This window comes from Pseudarthrobacter sp. MDT1-40-2 (assembly GCF_059383595.1).
The window spans coordinates 108,002-123,011 of the sequence record NZ_JBWZCL010000002.1; the positions used below are offsets into that span (position 1 = coordinate 108,002).

Sequence of the window (15,010 nt, forward strand, 5' to 3'; positions counted from 1 at the left end):
TGCTGTCACTTCACTTCGATCTTCTTGACCGAGCTGTCGTTACGGACCTTGTCCGTGATGTTTTGCAGCCCCGCGGTCAGCGTCGCGACGTCGGACTTGCCGTCGAGGAACGTGTTCCAGACCACCAGCTGGTCCTTGTTGGTGCCGTACAGGTCGATGAAATTCCAGGTGTAGATATTCTCGCCGGCTGCATCAAGCAGCTTGGTCTGCGAGACCAGGGCTGTGGATCCGAAGCCATCGGCCGGAACGGTGTCCTTGACGATGGTCGGGGCCAGCTTGGACTTGGCGAAGTTGGTGGCGGCTTCCTTCGAGAGCATGACGCGCAGCAACTCTTTGCCGCCGGCTGCATTCTTGCCCTGGGACGGAACGATGAAAGGTTCACCTGCCGCGCTGTGCAGTGCCTCGTAAGGAAGCGCAGAATCAGCGGTGACAGACGGGACAGGCACCCCGGTCATATCGAAGCCGGCCTTGGTTTGGTCCTTCATTTCATTTTCAATCCAGGAGCCGGACGGGTAGAACAGGGCTTCCTGTGCATTGCTCCACTGCGCCTGTGCAGCGGTGAACTGGGTGCCTGAGCCGCCGGGCTTGAAGAAACCGGCCTTGATGATTTTGTCCAGGGCGGTGAAGACCGACTGGACGGCGGGGTGTGACCAGCAGTCGGCCGTGAGGTTCTCCAGGCCGAGGCGCACTTCGTCGCCACCTTCCTTGACAGCGGAGGCAATCGCCATCTCCTGGTAATACGTGGCTGCCTCCTTGCCCCACAGGAACAGGTACTTGCCCTTGGCCTTGGCCTCCTCGCCAAGCGCGAACATCTCGTCCCAGGTCTTGGGCACCGACCAGCCGTTTTCCTTGAACAGCGAATCCGAATACCACATGGCGTAAACGGTCAGCACGTAGTTCAGTGCTGCCAGTTTGCCCTCGAAGGTGCCCGGAGCAAGGACGCCGCCGTAGAGCGTGTCCTTGATGACGGTTCCCTCAAGGTTCTTGGCTTCGACCACGCTGGTGAGGTCTTCGAGCTGGGCAAGTACGGTGCTGAAGCCGATGGCCTTCGCACCGGAGTTGTCGATGAGGTCCGGCGGGTTGCCACCGACGAAGCGAGGCTGGAGTTCCTGGGCAATATCTGTGGAGGGGGCAATCTTGGCGGTGGACCCCTCGTGGACCTTCTCGAACGTCTTGCCGGCAAACTCAACGTAGTCAATTCCGTAGCCGCCCTTGAAGATGACAGCGTCAACCGTGGAGTTGTCCGCCATGCCGAAGGGGTTGGTGTCGGAGACGGCACCTGTAGCTACCGGGCCGGTAGCACCTCCCCCACCGGCGGCACAGGAGGCCAGGGCACCACCCATCGGAACGAGGACTGCTGCTGCCAGTGCCCCACGGATAAATCCCCGCCGTGCGAGTGGCCGATTCTCAATCTTCATCTCTTACCCTCCAGTGACTCCTGATGCGACCCCCTGAACGGATAAGTTCCGGGACATCGACGGCCAATCCGGTCCGTCCTGTGTGACATATTTCACCACTAGTGCTCGGAAATCAATATTTGGTGGCACTTTTAATCAGAAAGAATCATTTCGGTAACGCACGCCGGTATTTCGGAACGTCAGGGCGCTTTTCCATCACTTTCGCTTTCCTGGCCTCTTCCGCACTGGGAGATTGATCGGGCGGCCAGCTCAACCTGGGCAGGAGTGCCTGTCCGGTCTGCCCACTGTTCGGCCAGCTGGAACTCGACCATGGCTTCCGTTCTCCTGCCAGCGTCCAGCAACAGCTGGCCCAGGTTCTGGTGCAACGTCACCATCCAGCGTCTGGCAACGGGAACATGAGCCGTGGACGCATACTCAAGGGCACTGCGCATCCAGGCCTCGGCATGGCCGGAGTCTGCGGTGGCCAGCAGGTGAAGCGCCTCCACCGCAAGGTAATCCTCGCCCAGGTGGTCGGCCAGTTCGGCAGCCTGTTCCAGCAGAGGAGCAGCCATGGCCGCATGCCCGCTTTCTGCCAGGAGCCGGCCCCGTTCCACCAGGATTCGAACGCCGACGGTAGGTTCTTCCAAGTCATCAATTGAATCCAGCAGGGCATCGGCTTCCTCATAACGGCCCTGAAGGCCCACGGCGCGTCCGAGCTGGGTGGCAAGTTCTGCACGTTCATCTACGTCGTAACCGCCATTGGTGATGGCGTCCAGGAACCGGGATTCGGATTCCTTTGGGTCGGATACGTTCCAGAGTTGGTCAAGGGTGTGTTGGTTCAGCATGGGAGGCTCCTCATCAGCTGTCACCGGCGGCCAGGTCGTTTGCCCTCTCAATGTAGCGGCCCGCCCTCTTTAGGTGCCATCGGCAAGCCGCGCCCAACCCAATTGCTCCTGCTGCTTGCGGCTTAGTGAGGCCACCACCAGGTCGTAGGAGTCCTCGATCATGTCCCGGACCATGTCGTCCGGCAAGGCACCGTCCAGCCGGACGCCATTCCAGTGCACCTTGTTCAGGTGGTACGCCCCGACGATTTCCGGGTGGGCTGCGCGCAGCTGCACAGCCAGGGTCGGATCGCATTTCAGGCTTACAGAAAGTGCCGCTGGCTCCAGCCCGGAGATCGCAAAGATCTTTGCCTCCTGCCGCGCGCCGCCGCTCACGGCCGCCCGCACTTTGAAGACGGACATGTCGGGCCCGAAGGGAAAATCTTCGAAGGTACCGGGAAAAGAGAGGCATGTTTTCCTGAGTTGCGTGGCGTCCATGCAGCGAGCCTACAAAGCCTGTGTGCGCGGTGCTAGCCTGCGGTAATGGAGACTATTCCAGTTCTGGACTTCAGCACTGCCAAGCTGCCGGACGGTTCGTTCAACCCCGAGTTCATCGATCAGCTACGGGATGCCACCCACCGCGTGGGTTTCTTCCAACTGACCGGCTACGGAGCGGCTCCGGGGCAGCCGGAGCACCTTTTCGACGTCATTAGACGGTTCTTCGCATTGCCCCTCGAAGAGCGGATGAAGCTGGACAACCGGCTGTCACCGCATTTCCGTGGGTACACAAGGATGGGCACGGAGGTGACCCAGGGCCGCGCGGACGCCCGTGAACAGATCGATTACTCGCCAGAACGGGAGCCGGTTCGGGATTACCCTGAGGACCAGCCGTTCTGGCTGCTTCAGGGTCCCAATCTCTGGCCGGACGAGGCCTTGCCGGAGCTGCGCCAGGCAGCCATGGACTGGGCCGGGCTGATGTCCAGGGTGGGTGCGGGGCTGCTCTCTGCGATCGCTGTGTCCCTGCACTTGGAACCTGACTATTTCGATCCGGCTTTCGAGGGGACGCCTGCCTGGATGGGGAAACTGGTGCACTATGTGGGCGGCGTGGTGGAGGCAGCCGGAGACCAGGGCGTGGGTACCCACGCGGACTACGGTTTTGTCACTCTGCTGCTGCAGGACAACGTGGGCGGCCTGGAGGTGCTGCCACCCGGTACCACCGAATGGATTTCCGTGGAGCCGATCGAGGGTGCGCTGGTGGTGAACCTGGGCGAGATGCTGGAAGTTGCCACGGAGGGCTACCTGGCGGCCACCGTTCACCGGGTGCAGGCACCTCCGCCGGGAGCGGACCGCTACTCGGTGCCATTCTTCTGGTCACCGAGGCTGGACGCCCTAATCGATCCCGTGCCGCTTCCGGAAGAGTTGAGGCGCGAAGCCCGGGGCATCTCCGACGATCCGGAGAACCCCATGCTGGCTTCGTTTGGAATGAACATGCTGAAGGGCCGCATGCGTGCCCACCCGGATGTCACCGAGCGCCACTATCCGCAGATGCTTAAGCGCTGATCCCCTGGCGGCGCTGCATTTGCGAGCCTCTGCACTCTCCGCAGGCAAGGCCCGCTTAGAGTCCTAACTTCCATGCGTGGTGCGCCGGGCAGGTATTCATTACGACGTCGAGGCCGGCGGCTTTGGCGCGCTCCGCAGCGGCTTCGTCGATAACGCCCAGCTGCAGCCACACCGCTCTTGCGCCAACGGCGATCGCCTGGTCAACCACGGCGCCCACTTTCGCGGAATTCACAAAGCAGTCCACAACGTCGATCGGTTGCTTGTCAGCGGGAATGTCCGCCAGAGTCCTGTACCCCTGTTCGCCGTGAACGCTAACGCCGGCAAGGTTCACAGGGATGATTTCCATCCCGAGCCGGTCACGGAGGAGCAGCGAGACGTCATACGCTGAGCGCCACGGATTGGAGCTCAGGCCAACAACGGCCCAACGACCCTTCGTGCGCATGAGATTCTCAATAACCACCGGATCGTTCAGATGAGCCATAAAACAAGCGTACTCTGACCACTTATGAGCGTTATCCGCCGAATGCAACGAACGCGTTTGAGGCCTTCGCCGTACCTCCGGAACAAGACCACCTCCTCCAAGCGGCAGGTACTGGCCTGGCGCCCGTTCATAGTTGAGGAAAACGACGACGGCGGGTCACCTTCCCAAGGTGACCCGCCGTCGTCGTTCTGTGTGTTGTTTGCTCCGCAGATCGTCAGTCGTTGATGAGGTCGTTGATGACGATCGTCTGGTCGCGGTCCGGACCGACGCCGATGGCCGAGAAGCGGGTGCCGGACAGCTTTTCGAGGGCCAGCACGTAGTTCCGTGCGTTCTCCGGCAGGTCCGCGAGGGTGCGGGCGCCAGTGATGTCTTCCGTCCAGCCGGCAAAGTACTCGAAGATGGGCTTCGCGTGGTGGAAATCGGTCTGCGTCATGGGCATTTCGTCGTGGCGCACGCCGTCCACGTCATAGGCCACGCACACCGGAATCTGTTCGATGCCGGTGAGGACGTCAAGCTTGGTGACGAAGTAATCAGTGAAGCCGTTGACGCGGGAAGCGTGGCGGGCCAGGACGGCGTCGTACCAGCCACAGCGGCGCGGCCGGCCGGTGTTTACGCCAAACTCGCCGCCGGTCTTTTGCAGGTACAGCCCCATGTCGTCAAACAGTTCAGTGGGGAACGGGCCGGCGCCTACACGGGTGGTGTAGGCCTTGATGATGCCGATGGAGCGGGAGATGCGGGTGGGGCCGATGCCCGAGCCCACGGAGGCGCCGCCGGCTGTGGGGTTGGACGAGGTGACGAACGGGTAGGTGCCGTGGTCAACGTCAAGGAACGTGGCCTGGCCGCCTTCCATCAGGACTACCTTGCCCTGGTCCAGGGCCTCGTTAAGCACAAAGGTGCTGTCGATGACCAACGGGCGGAGCCGGTCAGCGAAGGAGAGGAAATAGCTCACAATCTCCTCTACCTCGATGTCGCGGCGGTTGTACACCTTGACCAGGAGTTCGTTCTTCTGGCGCAGCGAGCCTTCCACCTTCTGGCGGAGGATGGACTCGTCAAAAACGTCCTGTACGCGGATACCCAGGCGGGCCACCTTGTCCATGTAGGCGGGGCCGATGCCGCGGCCGGTGGTGCCGATAGCCCGGCTGCCCAGGAAGCGCTCGGTGACCTTGTCCAGGACCTGGTGGTACGGGGCCACCAGGTGGGCGTTGGCGGAAATCCGCAGCTTGGAGGTGTCCGCGCCGCGGGCTTCGAGGCCATCGATCTCCTGGAACAGGGCCTCCAGGTTCACGACGCAGCCGTTGCCGATGATCGGGACGGCGTTGGGGCTGAGGATGCCGGCAGGAAGGAGCTTCAGCTCATACTTCTCACCGCCCACGACGACGGTGTGCCCGGCGTTGTTGCCACCGTTGGGCTTAACCACGTAGTCCACACGGTGCCCGAGCAGGTCAGTGGCCTTGCCTTTTCCTTCGTCGCCCCATTGGGCCCCGACGATAACGATTGCTGGCATGGGATCCTCCCCCATTCGTTTCGGGCCGGACCAAGATGGCGCGGCGCCGTACATGAGAACGCCCCGGCTGAACTGGCTGCCGCTACGCACGGAGCGCAGCGATGCAAGAGTTCCGGGGCTCTTACCACCCAAGTTTAGCCGATCACGGACTTTCTCCAGCCGTTGGCACGCGGTGGCTCCCTGCACCCGGCAGGGAACCACCACTGGCCGCTGGGCTGCTACTCGCCGTCGGCCTCCTCACCAGGGCGGGAGGTCTGGGTGGCGAGGGTGTCCCAGAAGGAGGTGTCGGCGTCGGCGATTGAACCGTCAGCGATAGCCGCAGCCGTGGACGTCAGCGTGGTGACCGTCTGCTTGATCAGGTAACCGTTGCTGCGCAGTCCCAGGGCGACGCCGTCCGCGTAGTGGTCTGACATGCCGCGCATCTCGAACAACAGCGTGGCGATGCCGTATTCAACAGCGATGCCGTTGCGGCTGATGGTTTCCGCACTGCCGCCGGAGTACTTGCCCAGGTGGCCCCAGCCAGTTGAATCGACGTTATCGAACACCACGGCGCCCAACTGCTTGGACTTCTCAACAACCAATGGATCGGCGTTGGGGGTGGTGGGGTACAGGATTGACCCTGACACCAGCTTGCCATCACGCTCGCTGCGGGTGCCCTGGTGGTGGAGGTCGATCATGTAGTCGATCCGGTATTTCCGCATCACGTTGTTGTGCAGCGCCTGGGTCTCCGGCTGGATCTTGTCCACGTGGTCGCGGTTCAGGTCCACTTCCTCCGCGTTGTAACGCGTAAGGTGGCGGTCACCCTTGGCCAGGTAGTCATCCAGCGGGAAGTTCACGTCTCCCATGGCGCCGTCAGCATTGAGCATCGGGACCACCAGTATATTGACGCCGTCCAGGATGCCGCCCGACTTGCCCGTTCCCAGGTGCCGGATGAACTCCATGGCCCCTTCGGTGGTGAGCTGTTCATTGCCGTGTTGCTGTGTCAGGTACAGGATGGTGGGCTTGGCCGGGTCCGAGATGTACTTGACCAGGTGGATGTCCCGCCCCTTGACGGTCTGGCCGATAACTTCCAGTTCCATGGCGGACTGGCGGGCGTCCTGGTCCTTGAGGAAAGTAACCATTTCGTCATACGTTGCCAGCTTGGAGGTGGTGATCTGACCGTTGCCGCTGTAGTTGGGGCCCTCGCCTACAGCATTCGCCACCGGAAGCGGCGCGGCCACTACGGCCAGCGCCAATGCTCCCGTAACTGCCAGGGTCCTGAAGGTTGCCAGTGGTTTTCTCACAGTGCTTGCCTCTTTCGAATTCCTCTAGTGCGGGCAGCCGGACGGGTGGAGAGCGCGGCTGTCAGACCAGCCAAGCAAGCTGGGCAGAAGCTGTCAATGGCCGTGACAAAAGCTGGAAAGAACTTTCCACGAGCCATCCCGGCACCATGATGTACAGCGGCTTGCTAAACTGGGTAAGGCTGACCAGGAATCAGTCCACTCCATCTTTCAAACCACCCGGACCGGCCGTGCCATCGAACACGGCGCAGCCTTCCCCGTGGCAGCAACGCCAAACCCGCAGGAGACCCCGCCCTTTATGACAGCCCTGGCACCCGAATCCACACGAGAGCAGCTCATGAACCGCCGCTACGAACCCACCGTTGCAGCCATCAACGAGCTCTGCGATTCCCTCCAGGGCACCAAACCGGACACCGTAGTCCCCTACGTTGACCCGATCCACGACGTTGACGAATGCCGCATCATCAGCCTGTACTCAAACATCGGCGCCATTGATCCGTCCGGCTTCATCACCCCGGGCGACGACGACGCAGCCGGCCGCATGCTGGGTATACAGTGGAAGCTGGGCCTGCGCCCGGAGTACGTGATGCCGTGGAACGTCCACCCCTGGTACACCCCGGGCGAGGCCAACGGCAAGTTCACTCCGGACCAGATCTCCGCCGGGCTCAAGCCGCTGCTGAAGTTCCTGGCACTGGTACCGCGGGCATCGGTGATCGTGGCGCACGGCACCGAGGCAAACCGCCTGGCCAACCTGTTGCTCAAGACCGAAGTTCCGCTTCTCTGGCGCCGCGGCCTCAAGACCTATAAGGTCCGGTCCCTCAGCGGCCGCGCTTTCGCCGGCAGCCCGGTGCGGCAGGAACAGTACCTGGAGGACATGCGCGTGGCCTACGCGGACGCCATGGCGCGCACCGGCCTGACCCCCGCCTGATGCCTGCTGGTTGAGCCTGTCGAAACCCGGGAGGATCTCGACAAGCTCGATCACCGGTGTACGACGGCGGGAGGTCACCCTTCTTTTGAAAGGTGACCTCCCGCCGTCGTTATTTTTTGGAGTTCTCGAGTTTCCGGCTCAGTGCTTCCGGGCTTCGATCGCTGCCTTCGCAGTGGGATCGGAGTCTTTGAGGAACTTCTCGATCCGCTCCGGCTCCTCCGCCTCATTGATGGCTGCGGAAGCGCGGCCCAGAGAGTACAGCGCCCGGAGAAAACCGCGGTTGGGCTCGTGCTCCCACGGGATGGGGCCAACGCCGCGCCAGCCATTGCGCCGCAGCGAATCCAGTCCCCGGTGGTAGCCCACCCGTGAATACGCGTACGAATCGATGGTGCGGCCCTCAGCCCACGCCTCTTCGGCCAGGACGGCCCAGAGCAGCGAGGACGTGGGGTACTTCTCCACCAGGTCCAGCGCTTCCTGGCCCGCTTCCAACTGCTGGTAAACCTCGGTCTCGGCCGGCAGCAGCGTGGGCTCCGGGCCCATCAGGTTCTTGCGGAACTCGTCAGACATTCCTAGAAAGTCTTTCCAGCGGAGCCGAGCTGCTTGGTGGCCTCGACGACGCGTGCGGCCAGTCCGGCCTCGGCGGCAGCGCCCCAGACTCGGGGATCGTAGGTCTTCTTGTTGCCGACCTCGCCGTCAACCTTCAGGACGCCGTCGTAGTTGCGGAACATGTGATCCGCAACCGGGCGCGTGTAGGCGTACTGGGTGTCCGTGTCGATATTCATCTTGATGGTGCCGTAAGAAACCGCGTCAGCAATTTCCTGGTCCGAGGATCCGGATCCGCCGTGGAAGACGAGGTCGAACGGGCTGTCCTTGCCGATCTTGGCGCCGACCTGGGCCTGGATGTCCTTGAGGATCTCCGGGCGCAGCTTCACGCCGCCGGGCTTGTAGACGCCGTGGACGTTGCCGAAGGTAAGAGCCGTGATGTAGCGGCCGTTCTCGCCGGAGCCGAGGGCGTCAATAGTGGCCAGGGCGTCTTCAACGGTGGTGTAGAGCTTCTCGTTGATCTCGTTTTCGACGCCGTCTTCCTCGCCACCCACGGTGCCGATTTCAACTTCGAGGATGATCTTGGCCGCAGCGGTGCGCTCCAGCAGCTCGCGGGCAATACGCAGGTTATCCTGCAGGGTCTCAGCTGAGCCGTCCCACATGTGCGAGTTGAACAGCGGGTTGCGGCCGGCCTTGACCTCAGCCTCGGAAGCTGCCAACAGCGGCAGGACGAAGCCGTCCAGCTTGTCCTTGGGGCAATGGTCGGTGTGCAGCGCGATGTTCACGTTGTAGTTCTTGGCAACCTCGCGGGCGAAGGCCGCGAAACCCAGGGAACCGGCCACCATGTCCTTGGTGGAGGCGCCGGACCAGTAGGCTGCGCCGCCGGTGGATACCTGGATGATGCCGTCGGACTCAGCCTCGGCGAAGCCGCGAAGTGCGGCATTGAGCGTCTGCGAGGACGTGACATTTACGGCCGGGAATGCGAAGCCGCCCGCCTTTGCGCGGTCAATCATCTCGGCGTAGATCTCTGGGGTTGCAATGGGCATGCTGACTCCTAAAGTGAATTTCGTCTGCGGGTGTGGTGACCCTGGAGTGGACCTCGTCGGCTAGCAACCATCCTAGCCATTTCCGGACGCCTTGCCGTGTTTCGGGTCACTGGAGGGGTAACAGTTGCACCGAGGTGGCACTCGGGCCGGTGTGGGAGTGCGCCTGTCCCGGAGCCTGCAGGTCCTCGACGCGGCGACGTTCAGTCGTCCAGGTGCTCGAGGTTGAGGTTTGAACACCTTACCGAGGGGGTGGCTGCCGCACCGCTCGAGAACAGGGAGGTGGCAACGAGCGACGCCAGGGCCTTGGGAGAACCGAGCACACCGTCGAAAGCCTCCGCCGGCGTCTCTGTGCCGGTCTTGATCTGCTCGCCCCTCATCGTGGCGTCATCGATGCGGTCGATCATGAATTGCCGGGCGACCTCTCTTGCCGAGCTTTCATCGAGTACGTCAAGATCAAATTCTGCTTTGATGCGAAAGGTAGTCATGCGGTCGATTGTGGCACGCGGTGCGGGTCGCGGACCGGCCGGTGAAGCGGCTGTCGGGGTTGCCTCTGTTGTTCCGGACAAAGACCAGCACCCGGGGCGGTGTCTTCCGCCCCGGGTGCTGGTCTCTTACCGTGTTCGTTCAGCCCTCAGTGGTTCAGGTTGAACGGTGCCTTGTCAGGCGTGTTCGCGGCGCCGCATTTTCACGGCCGCTACTGTGCCTGCGCCGAGGAGCAGAAGCACGAGTCCACCCATTGCGAGCGGACCGGCGGTCAGGCCGGTGTTCGCCAGGGCGCCCTTAGCCGGCGGCGCCGGCTTCTGGGCTGCCGGTTGCTCTGGGGTCAGAACCGGAGCGGTGATGATTTTTGCGGTGGACGGATCCGAATCGAGCTTCCCGCCGCCCGGGACCGTGGCGGTTCCGGTTGCGGTGTTCGAGATGGTTCCGGCCACCAGGTCGGCGGCGGTGGTGGTGTACGTCGCGGTACAGGTCACCGACTGGCCCGGGATGAGCACTGCTGCGCCCTCCGGGCAGATCACCCCGGAGAGCTTGCCGGTGCCCGAGAACTCGCCCTCGACGACGGCCGCGTCACGCAGGGTGACGTTACCGGTGTTGGTGAGCAGGAACGAGTACGTAATAACCTGACCGGCCGAGGTGATGTTGCCGGCCGAGGCGGTCTTTACGATCGCCAGCTCCGGATCGATGACCAGGGGAACGGTAACCACGGAGTCCGGTGAGACCGGTGCTTCTCCACGGGCAGGGATTCCGGTCGCGGTGGCAGTGTTCTTGATGAACCCGGCATCAACATCGGCCTGGAGGACCGTGTAGGTGGCGGTGCAGACGATCTCCGTACCCGGTGCCAGTGAAGCGGCTCCCTCCGGGCAGGTGATTGCCGAGAGATCGCCGGCGCCCTCGAAGACGTCGTTGACCGTGACGTCGTTGAGGATCAGGTTGCCGGTGTTTTTGACCAGGAAGGAGTACTTGATCTCCTGGCCGAGCTTAAGCGCGCCCTGTGCTTGTTCATCGGCGCTCTTCACGACGGTGATACCCGGCTGGGCCGGGAATTCAACGCGTGCGTTAGCAGGAACAGACGTGATTGGCGTGCTGGTGTTCGGCGGGGTGCCTGTACCTGTGGCGGTGTTCGTGATGACGCCAGCCTCTACGTCGGCCTGGGTGGTCGTGTAGGTTGCGGTGCACTTCACGGACGCGTTCGGTGCAAGCTCTGCAGCACCGTCCGCACAGGTCACATCAGAGAGATTGGCGGGAGTACCGCTGAACTCGCCCTCGACGACAGAGACATCCTTGATCGTCACGTTGCCGGTGTTGGTGACCACGAAGGTGTACGTGATCTCCTGGCCGGCGCGGGTGACGCCCTCGGAGGCAGCCTTCACGATCGACAGTTCCGGATCCTGGTCAGCCTCGACGGTGACCTCGCTCGAGGGCACCTCCGGCAGCTCGGGGGATCCTGTAGGAGGCGTCGCGGTTCCGGTTGCAATGTTCCTGATCGTGCCGCGATCCACATCGGCCTGGACGACCGTGTAGGTAGCCGTGCAGGTCACTGTTGCATCCGGTGCCAGTGAAACAGCGCCAGCCGGGCAATCAAACGCTGACAGCTTGCCTGCTCCGGTGAAGGTTCCCTCAACGGGTGTTGCGTTGTTGAGAGTGACGTTACCGGTGTTCGTGACCAGGAAGGAGTAGGTGATCTTCTGGCCGAGCGTGTACGTGGCACCAGCAGCAACATCAGAGGACTTGACCACGGTCATGGCCGGCGTCCGGTTGATGGTTACTTCCGCACCGTCAGGCCCGGACGTGATCGGCTCGTCCGTGCCCGGCGGGGTGCCGGTCACCGTTGCCGTGTTCGTGATGACACCGGCGTCCGCGTCCACATCGGCCTGGGTGGTCGTGTAGGTCGCCTCGCAGGTCACGGTCGCGTCCGGAGCCAGCGTCGTCGTCGGGCAGACGACATCCGAAAGCTTGCCCGTACCGGAGAATTCACCCTCGTTGACGGTGACATTGCTGAGCGTGACGTTACCGGTGTTGGTGACCAGGAAGGAGTACGTGATCTCCTGGCCGGCAGCGGTGATCGGTGCTTCCGACGCCGACTTTACGACGGCGATCCCTGGCTCGGGAACGATCGGCACCGTGATGTCAGACGGAGGCGTTACCGGGGGAACCGGGAAGCCGACCGGAGGCGTTCCGGTGCCGGTGGCCTCGTTGGAGATCGACCCGGCATCGGCATCGGCCTGCGTCACGGTGTACGTCGCGGTGCAGGTTACGGACTCATCCGGTTGCACGGCACCGGTCGGGCAGACCGCGACCGGACGGGTACCCTTGCCGGTAAACGTGGTCTCGTTGATCCGAATATCGGTCAGCGGGACGTCGCCGGAGTTGGTGAACACGAACGAGTAGGTGATGACCTGCCCGGCTTCGATGCTCGCCTGTGCCGCAGTGTCGGCCGTCTTGACCAGCGTTGCAGCAACAGGGATCGCGTCGTTGGTGACGTTGCAAGCGAAGGCGGCTGCATCAGGGATCGTGACAGCCCATGAGCCCGCGCCGGTACCAGTCGCCGGGACCACAGCCCCAGTGACAGTGTTCAGGCACTCGATACCGGTCGTGTAGGCGTTGATGGCGCTGGCGGAGCCGGCGGCCATCGTGTCGGTGATCGTGTACGTCGCGCCCTGGGAGACGGGCTGGTTCACAGTGCTCACCGTGTTCGCAGTTCCGGTGGTCGTGGCCTGCGCCTGAACCGTGCCCTCGGGGTCCACGAGGCCTACGGTGAACTGGTCGGCAGGAGCCTGGCGCCCTTCGACGGTCTTCGTGATTGCCAGGGTGGGGATCGTAGCCAGCGCACAGCGCGCACCGTCGTTACCGCCGGCGGCCGGGCCATTAGCCAGAAGGATCGTCGCACCGGTCGTGACGTCGATGCGGTAGATGTTGCCGTTGGCGTTGTTCGACCCGTAGAGGAACCCGGCAGCGTCGACGTACACCGCACCGGTCAAGAGGCCCGAGATGGTGGAACCGTTAGGTCCGGTGAGCGGAGCGACGACAGTTTGGATGCCCGTCGAGGGATCGAAGCGCAGAAGGAGGTTGTTGCCGGCCGCGTCTCCACCGTTGGAGTAGAAGAAGCCGTCGATGTAGCCCCAGTCCGGGTTCATCTGGGTGACCCCTGTGGCCATCGTCATCGGAATCGTGTTGATCACGGTGCCGAAGGTAGGCGACCCGGGAGCCAGATCGATCTGGTGTGCTGGAGTGTTGCCCTGCAAGACCCAGTACTGCCCGGCGTTGTCGAAGTCACCGACGAGATAGGAACCCGCGGGGAGCCCTGGTACTGGTCCCAGATTCTCGGCTGAACCATCGGAGCCGATCCGGTACAGGACATTCGTACCGGTGGCGAGGCCGTAAAAGTAGTTGTCCAGCGTGTTGTAACCCACACCATTGAGCGGCGTCGGCGTCTCGAAGATCGTCTCGAAGTCACCGGTGACCAGATCAACCCTCTGCACCAGGTTCACTCCCGGAGAAGGGTTCTGGAAAAGGTAGCCGCTCGCGTCACACTGGAAGGGCTCGGACGTGAACTCCACCGTGGACTCGCCCGGGAGGTTGATGCCGGTCCCGGTGATATTGGCCGGGCCGTTCGTGTAGGAACCAGGCTCGTCAGCAACTACTTTGACCGTGACCGTGCAGGAAGCCTGGCCGGCATTGAGGTTGCCGGCGACGCGCACAGACGTGGCGCCCGCAGGAGCGGTGACGACGCCAGCCGCACAGGTGGTGGACGCAGCACCGTCAGCGACGCTCAAGCCCTCAGGCAGGGAGTCCGTGAAGGACCAGCCGTTCTTCGAGGCCAGCTCTTCGGTGTTGGTCACCGTCAAAGTCAGCGTCGACGCCTGGCCCTGAGGAACCGAGGTGGGCGAGAACGACTTGTCGAGCTGCGGGGTGACATCCAGGATCTGGAAGTTATCGAACGACTGGTCGTTGCCGCTTCCGCTCTTTTCGAGGTTCTCGATGCGGAATCCGACCGTGTCGCCGGCCATCAGGTAGGAGCGGTCACCGACGATGCTGCCCACGACAACGGGTGCTGCGCTGCCGGGGACAGTGATCGAGTCCGCGGCGGGATCTGTGCAGTAGTTGTAGGCCTGGTCGTTGAGCCGAACGTTCTGTGCGCCGTCGGTCAGGTAAAAAACATCTTTGGGCTGGACGCCAGCACCACTGTTGCAGTACCCGCCGACGTCGAGGCTGAAGGTGACGAAGCGGCCCGCCGCCGGCAGGGAGACAGGCCTGTTCGTGCGGAGCATGTCCGCCGCAGCGTAATTACCACCGGTGTACGTCTGCTCGGCGACGACGAAGTTGGCCGCAGGGTTCGCCATCCCCTGGGACATACCCATGCCGGTTGCTATCTTCGTCGAGTTCGGCCACCAACCCGGACAGAAGTTGTACGCAGCCTGGGAGGCGGCGCTCAGTAGGCCGGAGTGAACAAAGCCGTTGCACAGGGCCGGATTGTTCCAGCCACCGTCGGCGGCGTAGGTGACTCCGCTGGTCGAAACATATTCGGTGATCCCCACGCCCTGCGTTGGATCGGCGATGTTCTGAAAGTCTTCCGTGTAGAGCATGGTCGAAGTTCCCGGTGCTCCCGGTGTGCCAGGTGCTGCCTGTGCCGGCGCTGCGGCCGGCCCAAGCCCGGCCGCTCCTGTAAACGAAACTGCCAGAAGAGCAGCAACGGCCGTCATGCTTAGCGCCGATGCAGCCACGCTTCGTTGTGAAGCCCAACCTCTCAAAACGTTGGGACTCTTGGTTCCATCTTTCAACTGATACCCCTTTTTTATTGCGTGGCATCAGGGCACAAAACGCCCCAATGTTTACCTTTGGGACGCGTCCTCGGAAGTCTTCGGAACCTTGATTTGACCGCAGTGAGACCTTGGTCAGGTGAAACCTTGTGATTAGCTACCCAGCACCTAAAGAATAGTAAAGAGCTTGAC

13 protein-coding genes are annotated in these 15,010 nt (G+C 62.7%); 3 read left to right on the forward strand and 10 right to left on the reverse strand.

The window, feature by feature from the left end:
* Positions 1–5: 5 nt before the first annotated feature.
* From ngcE to AC50X5_RS06635, 3 genes are all read right to left on the reverse strand, one after another.
* Positions 6–1,418, reverse strand: coding sequence for an N-acetylglucosamine/diacetylchitobiose ABC transporter substrate-binding protein (gene ngcE, locus AC50X5_RS06625; protein ID WP_494975329.1), 1,413 nt, complete (start codon positions 1,416–1,418; stop codon positions 6–8).
* A 179-nt stretch (positions 1,419–1,597) separates the two neighbouring features.
* Positions 1,598–2,242, reverse strand: a complete 645-nt coding sequence (locus AC50X5_RS06630) for a hypothetical protein (protein WP_494975330.1) — start codon at positions 2,240–2,242, stop codon at positions 1,598–1,600.
* A 69-nt stretch (positions 2,243–2,311) separates the two neighbouring features.
* On the reverse strand, positions 2,312–2,716 hold the full coding sequence (locus tag AC50X5_RS06635) for an MmcQ/YjbR family DNA-binding protein (RefSeq protein WP_494975331.1): 405 nt from the start codon (positions 2,714–2,716) through the stop codon (positions 2,312–2,314).
* Positions 2,717–2,761: 45 nt separating this feature from the next.
* Between AC50X5_RS06635 and AC50X5_RS06640 the strand changes: the two genes are divergently transcribed.
* Positions 2,762–3,778: an isopenicillin N synthase family dioxygenase gene (locus AC50X5_RS06640; RefSeq protein WP_494975332.1), complete on the forward strand. Its 1,017-nt coding sequence runs from the start codon at positions 2,762–2,764 to the stop codon at positions 3,776–3,778.
* 55 nt (positions 3,779–3,833) lie between these two features.
* Here the strand turns inward: AC50X5_RS06640 and AC50X5_RS06645 are convergent, their stop codons facing one another.
* Positions 3,834–4,259 carry a CoA-binding protein gene (locus AC50X5_RS06645; RefSeq protein ID WP_494975333.1) on the reverse strand — a complete coding sequence of 142 codons (426 nt, stop codon included), beginning with the start codon at positions 4,257–4,259 and terminating at the stop codon, positions 3,834–3,836.
* Between the two features lie 24 nt (positions 4,260–4,283).
* On the opposite strand from AC50X5_RS06645, the gene AC50X5_RS06650 reads away from it, so the two are divergent.
* Positions 4,284–4,484, forward strand: a complete 201-nt coding sequence (locus AC50X5_RS06650) for a hypothetical protein (RefSeq protein WP_494975334.1) — start codon at positions 4,284–4,286, stop codon at positions 4,482–4,484.
* On the opposite strand, the gene AC50X5_RS06655 is transcribed toward AC50X5_RS06650, so the two are convergent.
* Positions 4,474–5,763: an adenylosuccinate synthase gene (locus AC50X5_RS06655; RefSeq protein WP_463936731.1), complete on the reverse strand. Its 1,290-nt coding sequence runs from the start codon at positions 5,761–5,763 to the stop codon at positions 4,474–4,476. The two genes, AC50X5_RS06650 and AC50X5_RS06655, sit on opposite strands and share 11 nt — an antisense overlap.
* A 218-nt stretch (positions 5,764–5,981) precedes the next feature.
* Complete coding sequence (locus AC50X5_RS06660) at positions 5,982–7,046, reverse strand: M14 family zinc carboxypeptidase (RefSeq protein ID WP_494975335.1); 1,065 nt, start codon at positions 7,044–7,046, stop codon at positions 5,982–5,984.
* Between the two features lie 295 nt (positions 7,047–7,341).
* On the opposite strand from AC50X5_RS06660, the gene AC50X5_RS06665 reads away from it, so the two are divergent.
* The gene (locus AC50X5_RS06665) at positions 7,342–7,971 is read left to right on the forward strand and encodes a uracil-DNA glycosylase family protein (protein WP_494976049.1); all 630 of its coding nucleotides are present in this window, start codon (positions 7,342–7,344) and stop codon (positions 7,969–7,971) included.
* Positions 7,972–8,109: 138 nt separating this feature from the next.
* Here the strand turns inward: AC50X5_RS06665 and AC50X5_RS06670 are convergent, their stop codons facing one another.
* The 4 genes from AC50X5_RS06670 to AC50X5_RS06685 form a co-directional block, all read right to left on the reverse strand.
* Entirely contained in the window at positions 8,110–8,538 is a 429-nt protein-coding gene (locus AC50X5_RS06670; RefSeq protein WP_494975336.1) for a DUF3151 domain-containing protein, read from the reverse strand.
* A gap of 2 nt (positions 8,539–8,540) precedes the next feature.
* A complete protein-coding gene (gene fbaA, locus AC50X5_RS06675) occupies positions 8,541–9,560 on the reverse strand; it encodes a class II fructose-bisphosphate aldolase (protein WP_494975337.1) in 1,020 nt (339 codons plus the stop codon).
* Between the two features lie 200 nt (positions 9,561–9,760).
* Positions 9,761–10,045 carry a hypothetical protein gene (locus AC50X5_RS06680; protein ID WP_494975338.1) on the reverse strand — a complete coding sequence of 95 codons (285 nt, stop codon included), beginning with the start codon at positions 10,043–10,045 and terminating at the stop codon, positions 9,761–9,763.
* Between the two features lie 174 nt (positions 10,046–10,219).
* Entirely contained in the window at positions 10,220–14,644 is a 4,425-nt protein-coding gene (locus AC50X5_RS06685) for a DUF7507 domain-containing protein (protein WP_494975339.1), read from the reverse strand.
* Positions 14,645–15,010 lie beyond the last annotated feature (366 nt).